The sequence below is a fragment of the Chitinophaga tropicalis genome (genome assembly GCF_009758205.1).
Taxonomy (GTDB): Bacteria; Bacteroidota; Bacteroidia; order Chitinophagales; family Chitinophagaceae; genus Chitinophaga; species Chitinophaga tropicalis.
Genome location: NZ_WRXN01000021.1, coordinates 1 through 17,460 on the forward strand (window position 1 = coordinate 1; position 17,460 = coordinate 17,460).

The following is a 17,460-nucleotide window of genomic DNA, read 5'->3' on the forward strand; positions in this document are numbered from 1 at the left end:
TCGTTACTGAATGATATTTTTTGGACCTTTGGGATCAATGCCCCGCTGCATCAGAAAAAATATCATTCAGTAACGAGGCCTGTTAAGTACTTAAGTTTTATTGACACAGTTTATTTTACACACCCGGACAGTGTATTTGCTTAGGTTACATATTATATCGGCCCAACCTCACTATAACTTGCCATCAAGCTCATATCTTGCCCTATCTTCTTCAATCAATTGCTTTAGCTCATTTTCGTCCGGAAGATATAATCGATATTTGCTAGCAAACAACTTTTGATTTTCTGCCAATACAGAATATTTTACGATAGTCTCATCCTTTTCGGTACATAAAATAATACCAATCGTAGGGTTATCATCATCGCTCTTTTTCAAATCATCATACATTCTTACGTACATATCCATCTGACCAATGGCTTCATGAGTAAGTTTATGTGTTTTTAACTCGAGTAATACGAAACACTTCAAATAATAATTATAAAAAACCAGATCAATATAAAAATCAGAAGTATCAGTAACGATATGCTGTTGACGGGCCACAAATGCAAACCCCTTCCCTAACTCCATTAAAAATTGCTGCAGATGATTTATTAGTGCTGATTCTATTTTAGTCTCCGTTTGTTCCTTATCCAGCGATAAACCTAAAAACTCAAAAAGGTATGGGTCTTTAATAAAATGCGCAGCCTCCTTTGATTCATTTTCAGGAAGTTTAAGCATTCTTCCTAAATATTGACTATCTACGTTACGTTGTAATGTCCGGCTATTCCAATTTCCGTCAATAGCGTGACCAACCAGCAGTATCCTAAGAGACTGATTATCAATCCTACTTATAATCCGATAATGAGTCCAACTCAATTCAGGACGCACCGCGTCCCAATTCTGAAATGCCAGAAAAAAATTCCGCATATTCCTTAAATTACTCTCATCAAAACCTTTTCCAAACTCTAAGGTGAGTTTAGTAGCAAGGCTTTTCAGAACTGCTCGCCCGTATGCCGCCCTATTCTTACCATTTTGCTCATCCTCAATAATGAGCTTACCTATTTCCCAATACGTTTTTAACAATATCGTATTGGTACTCCTATAAACTGTTTTCCTTGCATGGGCTATTACCTTAGCAATGGAATCATACAAAGAGGAATTAAATTTATCAATAACATGACTCATTTATTACAAAATTTTTAGCCCGACCGCTTAGTCAAATACTGGTTTAATGTTTGGCAAAATTATTTTAATTATTGACAACTATCAAGTCAAAAAAAAATCATTAAATCCATAAAACATTGAATATCATAAAGATAATCACCAGTCAAGAATTAACACTGTCCTTCCTTCCAATTCTACTAAGGGATTAAATTGCTAATAGGGTATACGTTTCTTTTCATTTGACTAAGTAAAGGATGGGATGGATAGATAATCAACAATATTATAAGACCATAAAATTATCAATAGCAAGGATGCCAGCATATTTCCCCGATAAATTCATGAATTCTAGATAAATCTCCGGCGAACAGGTTCGAACTTCGTCCCCCATAGCCCGTAAACAATGCCCAGGTCATTAAAAGGTCGGCTGTTCCCCCGGTCATTAACTATTGGCCCGGTAGAGCAGCAGTATACAAGTGTTGCGGTATTGGGTTTATATCCTGGTCTATAAGTCCTCCAGGTACAGCGGTCTCACTGCGGGCTCGGTGCGAACAAAAACCGGTGCCAGGCTGCGCAGGGTTCGTTATCCCGCCATGTTCTGAATGCAGCCTGTCACGGTTTTTGCGCCCCTTCGTTCTACGTTCGGGCAGCTCTCGGGTTGGCGGCTGGCGCACGCTGGCTCTGCTACAGCCACCCCTGCGCTGCCCCTGGTTGGTCCGCCACCTGCCTTCGCCGCCACGGCCTTCGCTTTTTGATTTTGCCGTCCGCTGCGCTCCCGGCGGTTGATATGGACTAGCCGCGGCCTGCTGTGGCTTCGTGCTCCGCTGCGCTGCGCACTCCCGCCCCAGCGGCCGTGGCAGCATGGCGGTGGTGGCGGACGGATCGCTACCTGAGCATCGGTTATAGCTGCCAGACATTGTACCGCTGATCCAACGGCAGATGATACGCTGCGCGAACGTCGGCGTTAGTACGTCGATCAGCTGTAGCACTATCTTGCTTCCGTATGCAGGACAGTGGATGGTGGCAGCATCAGAACAAATGTTGATCAGTATTACGATCTTCAACAGCAGGATAAATGCTCAGCATCTGTACCCCAGCCACTATCCCGCCTACACGCGCGTGTTCTTATTTATTTCTTTCAATTGAAAAATCAGATGAAATAAAAAAGTATATCTTAGGCTCAGTTCTTTGAGTAGAAAACGGGTGCAGGGGTCAGCAATCGGACAGGTGGAATGGCTTGGGGCTATACCGTTTTTGTTTTAATGTTCCTGTTCCTTATGATGACTGGGATATGCCACAATGATATAAACTGTAGCCAGTAAGCACTGCTTACTGGCTATAATCTCCTGACATCTTCTGTACATTAAAATAATGCTCCCTACTACTCCCCCGAAAGAGAATACGGCGCATCTTCATCCCGTACCCCTCTTCCCTTCGAAGGAACCAAAGACATATCAAACTGCAAAACCCCTCCCTTCATCAACGCCTGATGACTTACCCAGTTCTTAGAATAGAAGCTCCCATTAAAACTAACCTTACTCACATACCTGCCATTCCCCCGGCCGACAATCACCAGCTGCTTACCGTTCTCCAACGATAACTTGATCTTTTTAAAAAGCGGAGCGCCGAGTACATACTGATCTGTCGCCGGACAAACAGGATAAAACCCCATGGCAGAGAACACATACCATGCGGAGGTCTGGCCATTATCCTCATCTCCGCAATAGCCATCAGGGGTGGCGGAGTAGAGGCGATCCATTACCTCTCTTACCCAGTATTGCGTTTTCCATGGCTCTCCGGCATAATTATACAGGTAGATCATATGCTGTATAGGCTGATTACCATGTGCATATTGACCCATATGCATGATCTGCATTTCCCGGATCTCGTGGATAACATTCCCGCCGTAGTAGGATGCTTCAAATAAGGGAGGCATAACAAATACTGAATCCAGCATGGCGGTGAACTGTTTCTTGCCTCCCATTAAGGTGATAAGCCCTTTTATATCATGAAAGACGCTCCATGTATAATGCCAGCTGTTTCCTTCTGTAAAGGCATCTCCCCATTTGAACGGGTTGAAGGGCGATTGGAAGGTGCCATCAGCATTTTTTCCCCGCATCAGTTTATGTGATGGATCAAAGAGGTTTTTGTAGTTCATTGCCCGTTTACGAAACAGGTCAGCCTCCGGTTTGTGTAGTGCTTTTGCTAAGCGGTATACGCAGAAGTCATCATAAGCGTATTCCAGTGTCCTGGCGGCATTCTCGTTAATGTTTACGTCGTAAGGCACATATCCCAGGGTATTATAGTACTGAACTCCTTTTCTTCCGGTATTTAGCGGACCTTCATTATTACAGTTCTTCAATACGGCTTCATACAATGTGGCGATATCATACCCTCTGCCGTTCTTCAGATAGGCGTCTGCAATAACGGACGCGGAGTTGGAACCTATCATACTATTCCTGTGACCCGGGCTTGCCCATTCGGGCAACCAGCCGCTTTCTTTGTACGCATTCACAAGCCCGGCCTGCATCTTTGCATTGAGCGACGGATACATCAGGTTAAAGAAAGGAAAGACAGCTCTGAATGTATCCCAGAAACCGGTATCAGTGAACAGGTATCCGGGTAACACCTGCCCGTTATACGGACTATAATGCATTATTTTTCCGGCAGCATTTATCTCATAGAATTTTCGCGGAAACAGCATCATACGGTACAGGCAGGAATAGAACGTCCTTGTCTGATCAACAGTTCCGCCTTCCACTTTTATCCTGCCAAGTTCCTTATTCCAGGTATCCCTGGCTCTTGACTTTACCGTTTCAAAATCAGCCGTCTCCCGGAGATTCAATTCCGCCTGTTCATGGCTGATAAAGGAAGACGCAGCGAACGCGCTTACTTTCTCGCCTTTCGCGGTTTTAAAGCCTATTATGGCGCTGGCATGATCTGCATCGGTAGAACGCACTTCCTGGAATGTAAATGGCTTATCAAACCGGATCACGAAGTAGTTCCTGAAATTGGCGGGCGCATCATCCGTATGTTGGGTACTATACCCTATTATCTTATTTTCTGACGGAACGATCTTTACAGACGAACCATCTACCACCACAAACGCACTATCTGTCTCAGGAAATGTAAAGCGCAGCACGGCCGCCCGTTCAGTAGGCGCCATCTCTGCCGTTACATCATGATCTGCCAGGTATACGCTGTAATAATATGGTTGGGAAATTTCAGCCTTGTGCGAGAACCAGCTGGCCCGCTCTGCTTCATCAGACACGGACTTCCCTGTTACAGGCATGATGGAAAACTGCCCGTAATCATTCATCCACGGACTCGGCTGATGCGTTTGTTTAAAGCCGCGTATCTTATCTGCATCATAAGTATACATCCATCCATCACCCCTTTCCCCCGTCTGCGGTGTCCAGCTGTTCATCCCCCATGGCAGGGAGACAGAAGGGTAGGTGTTCCCGGTTGACAGGCTGCCTTTAGAGTCTGTTCCCATCAACGGGTTCACATAATCAACCTGTGAAAAAGCCACACGGGATATAAGTAACAGGCATAAAAGAACAATTCTCATAATTACATTTATTTTGAAACAATACCCAGCTCAGCTACCATCACACCTTTTCCCGTGTTAATATGCAACGCAGAGAATTTAAAATACCGCGCTTTCAGCGTTTTAGGCAGCAACACCAGCTGTTGCACAGGATTGGCTTCTATATTATGAAAATCGCCTTCCCTTGCTAACTCCCAATCACGCCCGTTATTGCTTACATAGAAGGCATATCTGCCTATTAGCCCCTCGGTTTTCTTATCCTGCCTTGGCAGGTAGGTAAATGCCCTGATCGTTCTTGCTGCCCCCATATCTATTGCCACATCAACCGGTATCTTACCTGACAGCTCAGGCGTAAGCGTATTCCAGTTGGTGCTTTCATCCTCATCAATTACATTCTCCGCATCACTCCCGGAAGGAGCCTCTATCACCTTCCATCCCTTTTTACCGATACCAAAAATTTTGGTGCTGACATCTCCCGTTAAATGTGCCGCCTTTATGGTACCTCCTTCCGCTAACAGGAAAGGCCCTTTATATAGGGGAGATAACGACGTAGGATTTGTCCCATCCAGCGTATAATGCACCGGCAGCTTAGATTGCGTCGCGGTGATCGTCACCACACCGCTCTTATCCCTTTTAATTACGGGTGCTTTAATATGGAACGGCTCCTTATAAAGCCCGAAATCACTCAACGCAATACATACCGGCGCTCCTGTTATACGCAACCTTACCTTAGCAGCAGTGACATCATGCTCCAGTCGTATCAGCCTGTTGGCCCCAATACTGGTAGCCTCGGCAATCTGCTTCCATTGTCCCTTTTCAAAAACATCTATCGCCACAGAATCTATACGCTGGCCCAGCTTGATATTCTCACGCAGACGTATCACGTTGAATGTTTTAGGAGTACCCAGATCAAGCGTCAGCACCGGTGTCGTTACCGAATCATCCGTAGCCCAGTAGGAATACCGGTCATTGTCCATCAGGAACTTCGGGCCATAAACAGCAGCATTATTCTCACGGACATTACTGGCCTTCAGCTGTGCGCCTTTGGCAAGGTTCACGGCAAATGTCCGGCGCAGCAGGTCGCCGAAACCTTTCAGGGATGCTACATCAGCATCATTTAACAACCCTCTCAGGTCGGGAGATAATCCCAGGTCCAGCGCAGCACCCCGGCCAACACTTTCATAATACAGGTCCAGCAGCTCGGAAGGAGTTTTAACCTGGGGATTCTGAGACTCATGATAAAACCATCCCGGCCGCAAAGGAACATCGCACTCTGCCGGCATCCAGTATTTGCCGTTACGGGTGCCTTCCGTGGCTTTTTCTGTTTTAGCATAACCATTTGCAGGTTTCTTTCCCTCATCCGGGGCTTCCGGCGTATAAGTAGCCCAGCATGTTTGCCCGGCATGTCCTTCTTCATTACCTACCCAGCGTACATCAGGACCTACATCCCCAAACAGCACAGCGCCGGGTTGCATCTGGCGGGTAATACCCCAGGTAGAGTCCCAGTCATAATAAGTAGTACGGTCAATGCTCCTGGTCTCCCTGGCGCCTCCATAATAGCCATTGCCGCCATTAGCGCCGTCATGCCACGAAGTGAAGAGCGGACCGTAATTGGAATACAGCTCTTTCAGCTGGTTACGATATATCTCCAGGTAACCGGCCTTCCCATATTCAGGATTGTTCCGGTCCCACGGAGAACAATAAGCACCCAGCTTTAACCCCAGTTGATCACATGCCTGCTGATACTCCTTTATAAAATCTCCTTTGCCGTTTCTCCAGCCACTTTGGGAAATATTATGAGGCGTGGTTTTTGTAGGCCAGAGGCATAGCCCATCGTGATGTTTGGCTACTACTATGATGCCTTTAAATCCACCGGCTTTGGCTGCACCCACAATCTGCCTGGCATCAAACTGCTTTGGATTGACCAGCCTTGGGTCTTCATCTCCATATCCCCATTCATGGTCAAGGTAAGTATTAACACCATAGTGTATCAGGCAGTACATCTCCATTTCATGCCATTTCAACTGGGCATCAGAAGGAAGCGCTCCATATGGAGCAGGTTGTCCATATAAATTTAATGTAGTAAACAACCCTAAGAATAAGAGGATCTTTTTCATCAATAGTTCATTTAAAGTTGGACCTGTTTTCTTGCATATTCGGATGCATCGCCCATTACAGGCTGATACGGCATAAGACGGTAATGAATGATGGCGGGCGCTGTAGCAATTTTATATTCCGGCAACTGGTCAGGACCACAACTGGCATTACCAATTCCCTGTTGTGCATAGTCAAGGCTCAGCACCGTTTCCCGTCGTGGCTGTAACTGGTAAAGATGGGCTGCGCGATGAAGGTCCTGGTCAGTATAATGCAAAGCAGTAAAGCTCAGCTGACTGCCGGCAACTATCATTATCCCTTCATTATCTTCATTTGTAAGCTTTACCCAGCGGATATCTTCGCGGTTGCCCATTCCCTGCGGACGCTCATACTGCTCCAGCATACCTGCAACAGTCCCTTCGTACCGGCCCATAGAAGCCGATTCTTTGCGGTCAGCATAGTTCTCATGCGGCCCCCGGCCATACCATTCCACATTTTCAAGCCCTTCTTTCAGCATCATTCTCAATCCCAGACGTGGAATGGCCAGCTCAGCACGGGCAGGATTAAAAGCGGCTTTCACATCAATGTAACCATTGCCGTATACAATATACTCAATGGTAGTAGTAGCCGCAAACCCTGTACCCGCAGTAGCATCTGTGACAGTGGTAATACGAACATACTTCTCATTGACAGTGTCCACTTTGAACGAGATCAGCTTATACTGAAGACTGTCATAACCGGCCTTTTCCCATTCAAGATACGGACCTCTTTCTTTGGTACGGTCATTATCCATAGTGGCGCGGTATAGATTAAAAGAGGGACCAGCCGCTATAACAGCCCGTCCGTTATATATCAGGGATAACAAGTATCCCGTAGCAGTATTGAAAGATGCTTCAAATGTTTTACCATGTATAGTGACAGTACTATCATCCCGTAACACCTCCAGGGAAGCCACCTCATCCTGCTGAATAACAGGAGCAGCAGGCGTCTGGAACGGAACAGCAAACTGCTCAAAAGCAACGGAATGTCCCTGTTTAGCCCAAAGAGCATCTTCTTTCAAACTAAAATCCACTTTCAGCCAGTAGGCAGCGCCAGACCTCAGCTCGGGCATTGTAAATGGTATCAAAACCTCTGCAGATTGGTTCGGCCGCACATCCAGAGAAGGCAGTACACCAGATTGTATTACCTTCCCATCTTCCGATAACGACCATGAAGCCGCGAACCGGTTCAGGTTAATAAAATCATACCTGTTCTCCACCCTGATCTTTCCCTGTAAGATATCCTCCGCCTTTATCCGGATATATTGATATACTTTCTTTACTTCATTCAGCTCCGGCTTCACTTTCCTGTCTGACGTGATCAACCCCTTTATACTGAAGGTGCCATCATTGGGAACATCTCCGAAATCACCTCCATAACCAAAGAAGGTGCCGCCACCAGGCAACTGCTTGTTCACACCCTGGTCCACCCATTCCCATATACATCCGCCAATAAGGCGCTGATGAGATTCGATCACGTTCCAGTACTCTCTCAGGTTACCTATGGCATTACCCATTGCATGCGCATATTCACACATAAAGAACGGCTTGGCTGAACTCTTTTCCCCCTCTTCTTTTAAAGTATTAACAGAAGGATACATAGAAGACTCTATATCGGCAATTTCATTATAGCCTTCGTAATGGATAGGGCGCGACTTGTCAATAGCCAGTATCGCAGCCTTGCCGGCAACAAAATTCTCTCCACCCCATGACTCATTGCCGAGCGACCATATAACCACCGACGGATGGTTCTTATCTCTCTCCACCAGCCTTACCTCCCTGTCCACATAAGCGCCTTTCCAGCGCGGATCTTTGGTAAGCAGATCATCCGCTCCATGCGTTTCAAGATTAGCTTCATCAACAACATACAGGCCATACCTGTCACAGAGCTTATACCACTCCGGGTCATTAGGATAATGACAGGTACGCACCGTGTTGATATTGTATTGCTTCATCAGCGTAATATCCCTGATCATCGTCTCCAGCGGTACAGCCTTACCATAGGCCGGATGTACTTCATGACGGTTCACTCCCTTCAGCAACACTGGCTCTCCGTTTACATACAACTGCCTGTCCCTGATCTCTACTTTCCTGAAACCAAAGTCTGAACGCAGCACCTCCAGCACTTTACCTTTATTGTCCTTCAGGGTTAGGAGACAGGTGTAAAGGTCCGGCGTTTCAGCACTCCATAACCTCGGACTGGCAACAGGGGTTTCTAACGTAAACGATTGCCCGCCATTAGCCGCAATAGCGGGAATATCCTTTTTAAGAAGGGACAATTGCTTTCCGTCAGGAGTATAAAGCACTGCTTCAAGAACGCCTGCTACAGATCTTCCGGGGCCATTGTTCTTAACAGCAGACTTCACTCTAAAGACAGCCTTGCTGAAATCCGCTGTAAGCTCCGGCTGAATGAAATAATCCCTTATATGCGTTTTAGGCGTAGCAAAAAGGAATACATTCCTGTGAATGCCACTGAAACGGAACATATCCTGGTCCTCCAGGTAACTGCCATCGCTCCATTTATACACCTCTACTGCCACCAGGTTCTTCCCGGGTTTCAGATACGGCGTAATGTCAAACTCCGCGGGACTCATACTGTTTTCACTATAACCAACTTTCTGCCCGTTTATCCAGATATAAAAAGCGCTGATCACCCCTTCAAAATGTATGAACACTTCCTTACCACTCCATGCTCCCGGCAGCTCAAAATAACGCCGGTAAGAGCCTACCGGATTAGGCTCGCGGAAAGTAGTCCAGTCGGCTGGCACTTCTCCCATCACCCTCGGCGGATCTTTCTTAAAAGGATAGATAATATTCGTGTAGATAGGCGTACCATATCCCTGCATCTCCATATTGGAAGGCACAGGTATGGTTTTCCATGAAGCATCGTCAAAAGCAGCGCTGTAAAAATTAACAGGTCTTTCCGATGGCTGTTTCACCCAGTTAAACTTCCATGTACCATTAAGAGACAGGTAGTAAGGTGATACAGCAGGTACATCCTTTAACGCCTGTTCAGCGTTGGCATAAGGAATATAAGTAACATGCGTTGCTTCCTTATGAATACCGTATACCTGTTCATTCTCCCAGTCATTGCTTTGCGCTGAAACGCAGGCGGGCAGGAAGATGGCAATTAATAACTTTCTTATCATAGTGTGTTTATGTGTCGGTAAAATGCCTGCTGGCGGAATAGTACTCTCTACATAATTCCGCCGGCAGGATTGGCGGGAACGATTTACCACCCGGGGTTTTGAGGTAATAAGTTAGGATTGAGCGTCAGTTCCTGTGTAGGTATCGGGTACAGGTACATTTTATCATGCCAGGCCCTGGCAGTGATGCTTGTATACAACCTTATATAATTGTTGGCATCTACCTGTACACTGTTCACCTGGCTGGCTGGATATTGCGCACGTACCGCCGGCGTAAGTTTCATACCCAGTATAGTTTCAGGGTTCTCAATGAGCTTACCTGCTTTCCAGCGCAGAAGATCATCAAAACGGAAACCATCTGCCGCCAGCTCTATACGCCTCTCCCTGCGTATCTCGTCTAAAAGTACCGGAAGGGTAGGGAAGTCTGATGCAGGATCTTTTACCAGGCTGCCTATCTCCATATGCGGCATGGCAACCCTGTCACGTAGCTTGTTGATAGTATTGTCCAGTACGGATTGTGTACATTGTCCAAGTTCTGCCTTTGCTTCAGCTTCATTCAGCAATATCTCTGCATACCTGAATATAAAGAGGTCAAGCGTTGACTGTGCCGCATTCCACTGTGCAGGATCAGGAGACAGTGCCTTGATGATCATATAACCTGTTGGCGCAGTAGCTGTGCCTATCTGTGGCAGGGTGAATACGTTCTTTGACCCGTCGGCATTATTTAGCAATACAAATCCTCTTGTAGCTATCAGTTGCCGGAAACGCGGATCACGATTGGTAGCTTCTGCTTCCAGGGAATCATCTCCCTTGTATAATGGGCTCAATGAAGTAGGCAACCCATCCGTACAAAGAAAGGAGCGGACAAAATTCTTGCTGAACCCTGTTGAGCTTTCTCCCAGTTCCCGCGTAAGATTATGCGTATATACATTCTGTATATAGAGGCGGGGCATAATAGCTTCCTTGTTATTGCTCAGGTCTTCCTGGATGAAAAGATTATAATAATCCGTTTGCGGTTTACCTGTGGTATAAATATCGTATTTACCGGAATTGATGATGGCTTCAGATGCAGCAGCTGTTGCTTCCAGGTAAGGCACTTCATCCCCAAGTCCATGATACTTCCTGAATGTCCCTTCCCACAGGCATATACGGGATATTAAAGCATAAGCGGCATTCTTATGCAGCCGCCCTGCTTCTTCCGAGCCCGTCTCCGGAAGATTGGCCACCGAAAAGTTCAGGTCTGCCAGCACAGAATCCATTACCTGCTTATGCGGCATCTTGCTGCCATACAGAAGGGTAGTAGAGGTGTCCGTCAGATCAACCGTCAGCCAGGGAACATCGCCATAGGTCTTTACTTTCTCCCAGTAGTAATAAGCCCTGAAAAAACGGGCCTCAGCGGCATATCTGTTCAATGTGGCTTCATCTGCAACTGCTCGCCTGTAACGTTGTAAAAAGTAATTGCATGATCTGATAGAGCCCCAGTTCCAGTCGCCTCCGGTAATAGGTACAACATAAGAGCCATACAGGAAATCATCTGCATCCAGCGGCACCTCATTGTCTGAATTCTTTTCTGACCAGAAAGAGTTCTGAGTAGGCAGGTCCTGGTAGAACTGGTTACAGTATATCCTGAGGTCATTTGCATTTTTGAAGAAGGTCGGTTCACTCAATGCATCCTTGGGATAAAGGTCAAGCTGGCTGTTACAGGCAGCTGACAGCAAGGTGGTAAAAGTGAGTATATATTGAATGAAATATCTGTTTTTCATAATAAAGCGTTTAATCCTTGAATTACAGGCCTAATTGTACACCAAATGATACCGCCCGGCTTAACGGGTAAGTACCGAACCCGATTATCTCAGGGTCGTAAGCTTTGAACAGACCTGTCAGTTCAAACAGGTTCTGCCCCGTTACATACACCCTCAATCCCGTTATTTTAGCGCGTGAAAGAATAGATGCCGGCAAGGTATACCCCAGAGAAATATTCTTTAGCCTGCAATACCCTGCATTCTGCAGGTATTTGGTCTGCGTCTGGAAATTACTGCCCCCGCCAAACCTGAGCCTGGGAAAATAAGCATTGGTATTCTCCGGCGTCCAGTGGTCTTTCATATATTCGAACGGTACGCTCCATTCTGAATAGAAACCAAAGAACGCATTGTCCGAAGGCATTATATCCCGTTTTGCAACACCCTGTACAAATACGGTCATATCAAAATTCCTGTATTGCGCGGTCAGGTTCACTCCATACTGATAACGCGGAGTACTGTTGCCAATAACTTTCTGATCACCAGGATTGGAAACAGTATTATCTCCATAGCTGATCTTGCCGTCCTTGTTCAGATCCTTATATTTTATATCTCCGGCAAGCTGTGTAACACCGGTCAGCTGTGACTGATCATATGCAGCAGCTTCAGCGTCGGTTTTGAAATAGCCGTCTGTCTCAAATCCCCATATCTCGCCGAACTTCTGTCCAACATAGTAATTGCCCGGCCCAAACAACTTATTAGGATTCAGATCATACCTCGTAATAGTGGATGAATAGTCTGACAATGCTAACCTGACTGAATAACCGAAATCCTTACCAATCTTATCTTTCCAGGTCAGGCTTAATTCCCAGCCCTTTGTGCGCAGGTTGGCGGCATTCTTTAACGGTGGAGTTACACCGAGGATGGCCGGTAACGGCTGACTACCCACCAGCATATTTTTGGTGTCCCGTATATACCAGTCAAAACTACCGTCCAGCCGCTGATTTAGCAGGGAAACGTCCACGCCTACGTCTTTTGTGACCACTTCCTCCCAGGTGAATGACTGGCTTACCAGTCCTGGTGCACCTACATATATACTTTGCTGGGAACCGAAGATATAATTGGATTTACCGGTAGATGAAAGCGCTATATAAGGATATACACTTGCATCCGAAGGACTGGCCGGGTTAAAGAGCTGGTTAGGTAACTGTCCGTAAGAAGCCCGTAACTTCAGATCATTGATAGTTGTTTTGAAAGGAAGAAAAAAACCTTCCTCCGAAATACGCCAGCCGGCGGAAGCAGAGGGAGACCATACAAACCTCCTGCCCCTCGGGAAAGAAGAAGTACCATCATAACGGCCATCTACCTCCAGCAGATATTTATTCCTGAATATATAGTTCATCCGGTACAACAGGCCATTCAACGCCCATTCAAATTCATCACTGCCTGCAAAAGGCTTAAGATCATCATTCAGCCCTATGGAAGGAGTACCAGGGTCAATGAGGTTCTTCGCCGTTGCCGTCACTTTTTTAATATGCCTGTACTCCTGGTTATACCCGGCAATCAGCTTGAAATAATGAGAGCCCTTGAACGTATTCTCATAGCTGGCAAACAGGTTCAGGGCATTGTAATTGTTATTATAACTGATCTCTGTGGTAGCATCAGGATAAGTCCACGGATAATAATTCAGGAATACATGGTCAACCCCATATTCCGCAAACTGCTTCTGCACCTGCTGCTGGAAACCTGTATAGTTATTGTAAGTATAATCTGCATTCAGCTTTACATTTTTTACCGGTGTGATAACGGCTCCACCAGTGAACCACAGGTCATTTTCAGCAAATTTATTACGGCCGTTCTGCGCCATTACAGCCACCGGGTTCGTCCAGCTGCCCTGTCCTGAATAATCTTTCCCGCCAGGATTAAAAACAGGCATATTAGGCCTGGAATCCCCCTGTATATAGCTGTTGGAATTACCATTGGTAGGTGCATTAGGCGCATCGCTGACAGTACGGTTCAGGCTTGTTCTCAGGTTTAGGCTTAACCAGGAAGTCGCTTCCGTGCTTATTTTCAGACTTGGGTTGATACGCTGGAAATCCTCATTGCTGTAATTCAGCGTACCTTTCTGATTAAAATAACCCATAGAGCCTATAAATGAAGTCTTTTCAGAACCACCGGAAACAGAGACATTATGCTGTTGCTGCGGCCTCCAGCCGGAATACAGCACATCCACCCAGTCTGTATTACCCACATAACGGTATTTGGAAGGATTACCAGGGTCAGGATACCCGGAAGGATTATTGGCAGGGTCTTCAAAGTACCTGGCGGCCATAATGGAATCCTGCTCCGTGAAAGGGAAAGAGGCTGTAGAACCTCCGCTTAACTGCCCCGTCCTGTCGGCTTCCCGGTGCATCGCAATATAATCTACAGAATTAAGATATTTAGGCAAACGGGTAGCGCGTGTAATGGTATAGGAGCCTGCATAGTTAACCCGCATAGGACTATTCCTTTTCCCGCTTTTTGTAGTGATCAGTATAACCCCATAGGCGCCACGGCTGCCATAGATGGCAGACGATGCAGCGTCTTTCAGCACGGTCACCGTTTCAACATCACCCGGGTTGATCATGTTGGGGTCCATCTGCACCCCGTCAACCATCACAAGCGGGCCGCCCAGGAAACTATTACCGGAGTTGATAGAGGTAATGCCCCTGATATTGAAATTGGCGCCGGTACCTGGTTTACCATTGTTTAAATTGATATTCAGATTGGGAACTATACCCTGAAGGCCCTGGGCCAGGTTCACCAGCGGACGGCTCTCCAGCTCTTTAGCACTGACCGTTGCAATAGCCCCGGTAAGGTTCTCTTTCTTCTGAGATCCATAACCTACTACCACAACATCACTCAGCGCCTGCAGGTTGGGCGCAAGTTGTACATCAAGCCTGGACCGGCCGGTAGATTGGATCTCCACAGGCTTATATCCAACAAAATTGAATATAAAGACAGCATCCCTGCTCACCGAATTAATGCTGTATTGCCCATCTGCATTGGTAATCGCTCCCTGCTTTGTCCCTTTTACCAGCACCGTAGCACCCGGCAACGGATTACCTGCCGTATCCGTCACCTTCCCCGAAATATTGAAAATGGTAGTATCAGCAGGTACCACACGCACCGGCGGCAGCCTACGGCTGATGATAATTGTTTTGTCCTCGATAGAAAAATCTACCGGCTGATCTTTGAGCGCTTCCTGCAGCACCTTTTCCACAGGTGCATTCTTCATGTTGATAGATACAGGCTTTGTTTCTTTCAGAATACGGGCGTCATAGAACACACCATAGCCGGCTTGCTGCTCAATAGCCTTAAATACCTTTGTAAGTGGTGCATTCTGCGCAGAAATGGTAACCGTCTGCGAGAAACTATTTGCACTTACATACATGGAGCCTGCCAACAGTATTAACGCTGTTATTCTCATGACCCTTAAAAATTTAATTGATAGACGTGGAATGCCAATACCGTTTTGGCATAGAGAACTTAAATTCATAACTTGGGATTGGGTGATAAAATTTGTTTAGAGAACACTTTTTTGCCCTTGACCGGGCCCGATGGCGATCGGGTTCCGGTTTTTATAACGGGCGTCGATTTTGGCTAATTTTTTTTGATCGATAGCTACCCTTTTAGTTGGTTAAAAAATATCAGCATGGCACATGGCAGCTAACCACGTCCACAGCCGCTGATGTTAAAAGCGGGTATAACGGCAATGATGAAGAGATTTGGCAGGTGTTTCAGCCAGGCAATACAGTGATCGTCTTCCCTTCTATCCGGAAGCGAACATGATATTTTTCAAGTATCCTGAGCACCTGTGTCAGCGAGAGGTCCCTTTGCATTCTGCCCTCGAACGTTACGTCATCAATATTTCCCTGATAATTTATTTCTATATCATACCAGCGGGCCATTTGCCGCATTACTTCCTGCAGGCTGGCCGTATGGAACTGGAACCAGCCTTCCTTCCAGGCTACCACCTGCATGGTGTCCACATCGTTTAACACCCGCATCTGCCCGTTGGCGGCAAGACTGGCCTGTTGACCAGGATTTAATACCGTGCCTTTTACCCTTATTTTCCCCTCCAGCAGGGTAGTGTTTATAGCCGCTTCATCCCTGTAAGCGTTAATATTAAAATGAGTGCCTAATACCTCAACATCTGCACGGTTATCAATGTTTACAACAAATGGCATAGCTGCATTCCCTGCTATCTCAAAATAAGCCTCTCCTGTGATGGTCACCCGCCTTTCCTTCCCTTCAAACGCAGTAGGATACCTGATGGAAGAGGCGGCATTCAGCCATACCCTTGTGCCATCCGGAAGCCGGACCCGGAACTGTCCGCCCCTGGGAGTAGTTAAAGTATTATAGCCTATACCAGCCGTCCCGGCAGCTGCTTTGTACTGTAACTGCCCATTATTCTGCTGAATAGTAGTAGTACCCTGGTGAATAAGCTGATTGCCGGCGCTGTCCAGCGGAACAGTAGATCCATCGCTCAAAGTCAGAAGGGCCCTGTTCCCACCTGGAGCTATATCATTTTTATAAGTAGTATCATTGGTAACCAGGACAGGCTGTTGCCGGGAAGAACGCAGGAAAAAATAGTATCCGCCGGCACAGCAGATCATTAGAATAACAGCCGCCGCCCACCAGTAGCTGCTTGCAGATATAAGCTTTGCCATAACCCGCCTCCCCGCTGCCGGCTCAGGAATAGCGGCGTTTGCCGTCAGTACCGGCAACAATTTCTCAAGTACTTCCTGCCTCTTATTATCATCTGAAAGTCCCTGGTAAACAGGATTTTCCCATGTATCGCGGATCTTGTCCAGCCATACCTCTTCACTCCCGGGCTCCTGCAGGGCAGTCCACAGGGCATGAAATTCCTGCTCCGACAGTTCTTCCGCCAGGTACTTATCAATCAGTGCTTTTAATTCTTCCTGCGTCATATATTAAAGACAGCTGAACAGGAGGGAAGGAAGTGCCGGAGAGAAAAAAAAGTTTGGGTTGTCAGCAGGCCCCGTTAAGGCATATTAATCAGTCAGCTTACCATAAATAGCAAATACTTAATATAATAAGCAGTATTGTCCGGTCACGGAGATAATTCCTCAGAAAAGCAATAGCTCTTACAATATAGTCCTTCACAGTAGCACGGCTAACTCCCATGATCCGGCTTATTTCTTCATGAGATAGCCCTTTTTCCCTGCTTAACCGGAAAGCTTTTTGCTGCTGCGCAGGTAGTCTGCTTATACCACCCTCTATGATCTCCCTCAATTGCCGGAATTCAGTCTGCGCTTCGGCATCCATGTCAGTTAGGGCAACCTGGTACTGCAGGTAGTTTTGATAGGCAGTTTCAAGCCTGGTACGGCTTAATTTATTATAAACCAGGTTGCGAACGGTTATAAACAGGAAACTTTCAAGATTTTCAATAGTAGTGGCTGTAGCCCGGTTCAGCCACATGCGGAGAAAGACCTCCTGGGCTATATCTTCCGCTATCTGAGCCGATTTTGTAAAAAGAAGGGCCGTAGAATACACTTTATCCCAGTAACTGTTAAAAAGCTGGCTGAATGCCTCTTCCTCACCGGCAGCCATCCGGAGAAGTAATGTTTGATCAGTATAACGGGAGCTAGTCAAATTTCAAGCAAGACCTTTGCCTCAAACATAATAAAATAAATCAAACCCGCAAATGTACTGTAGCTAACCCTCCTTTTAAACAAAAATGCTTTCAC

Annotated in this window: 8 protein-coding genes; all 8 read right to left on the reverse strand. The window is 46.5% G+C overall.

Annotation, left to right across the window (positions count from 1 at the left end):
* Nucleotides 1–171: 171 nt before the first annotated feature.
* The 8 genes from GO493_RS28575 to GO493_RS28610 all read right to left on the reverse strand — a co-directional run bounded on the left by GO493_RS28575 (nt 172) and on the right by GO493_RS28610 (nt 17,323).
* Nucleotides 172–1,164 (reverse strand): PDDEXK nuclease domain-containing protein, encoded by a 993-nt coding sequence (locus tag GO493_RS28575; RefSeq protein ID WP_157309665.1) that lies wholly within the window; start codon nt 1,162–1,164, stop codon nt 172–174.
* 1,357 nt (nt 1,165–2,521) lie between these two features.
* Nucleotides 2,522–4,711, reverse strand: a complete 2,190-nt coding sequence (locus GO493_RS28580; RefSeq protein ID WP_157309666.1) for a GH92 family glycosyl hydrolase — start codon at nt 4,709–4,711, stop codon at nt 2,522–2,524.
* A gap of 8 nt (nt 4,712–4,719) precedes the next feature.
* Nucleotides 4,720–6,807 (reverse strand): alpha-L-fucosidase, encoded by a 2,088-nt coding sequence (locus GO493_RS28585; protein ID WP_157309667.1) that lies wholly within the window; start codon nt 6,805–6,807, stop codon nt 4,720–4,722.
* 11 nt (nt 6,808–6,818) lie between these two features.
* Nucleotides 6,819–9,971, reverse strand: a complete 3,153-nt coding sequence (locus GO493_RS28590) for a glycoside hydrolase family 2 TIM barrel-domain containing protein (RefSeq protein ID WP_157309668.1) — start codon at nt 9,969–9,971, stop codon at nt 6,819–6,821.
* An 83-nt stretch (nt 9,972–10,054) separates the two neighbouring features.
* On the reverse strand, nt 10,055–11,731 hold the full coding sequence (locus tag GO493_RS28595; RefSeq protein ID WP_157309669.1) for a RagB/SusD family nutrient uptake outer membrane protein: 1,677 nt from the start codon (nt 11,729–11,731) through the stop codon (nt 10,055–10,057).
* 22 nt (nt 11,732–11,753) lie between these two features.
* Nucleotides 11,754–15,176, reverse strand: a complete 3,423-nt coding sequence (locus GO493_RS28600) for a TonB-dependent receptor (RefSeq protein WP_198315856.1) — start codon at nt 15,174–15,176, stop codon at nt 11,754–11,756.
* Nucleotides 15,177–15,486: 310 nt separating this feature from the next.
* Nucleotides 15,487–16,680: a FecR family protein gene (locus tag GO493_RS28605; RefSeq protein WP_157309670.1), complete on the reverse strand. Its 1,194-nt coding sequence runs from the start codon at nt 16,678–16,680 to the stop codon at nt 15,487–15,489.
* 97 nt (nt 16,681–16,777) lie between these two features.
* Complete coding sequence (locus tag GO493_RS28610) at nt 16,778–17,323, reverse strand: RNA polymerase sigma factor (protein WP_157309671.1); 546 nt, start codon at nt 17,321–17,323, stop codon at nt 16,778–16,780.
* Between the last annotated feature and the right edge of the window lie 137 nt (nt 17,324–17,460).

Bases quoted from the DNA above. Each gene is read 5' to 3' on its own strand.
- GO493_RS28575 (WP_157309665.1), bottom strand. From the start codon at position 1,164: ATGAGTCATGTTATTGATAAATTTAATTCCTCTTTGTATGATTCCATT.
- GO493_RS28580 (WP_157309666.1), bottom strand. From the start codon at position 4,711: ATGAGAATTGTTCTTTTATGCCTGTTACTTATATCCCGTGTGGCTTTT.
- GO493_RS28585 (WP_157309667.1), bottom strand. From the start codon at position 6,807: ATGAAAAAGATCCTCTTATTCTTAGGGTTGTTTACTACATTAAATTTA.
- GO493_RS28590 (WP_157309668.1), bottom strand. From the start codon at position 9,971: ATGATAAGAAAGTTATTAATTGCCATCTTCCTGCCCGCCTGCGTTTCA.
- GO493_RS28595 (WP_157309669.1), bottom strand. From the start codon at position 11,731: ATGAAAAACAGATATTTCATTCAATATATACTCACTTTTACCACCTTG.
- GO493_RS28600 (WP_198315856.1), bottom strand. From the start codon at position 15,176: ATGAGAATAACAGCGTTAATACTGTTGGCAGGCTCCATGTATGTAAGT.
- GO493_RS28605 (WP_157309670.1), bottom strand. From the start codon at position 16,680: ATGACGCAGGAAGAATTAAAAGCACTGATTGATAAGTACCTGGCGGAA.
- GO493_RS28610 (WP_157309671.1), bottom strand. From the start codon at position 17,323: ATGGCTGCCGGTGAGGAAGAGGCATTCAGCCAGCTTTTTAACAGTTAC.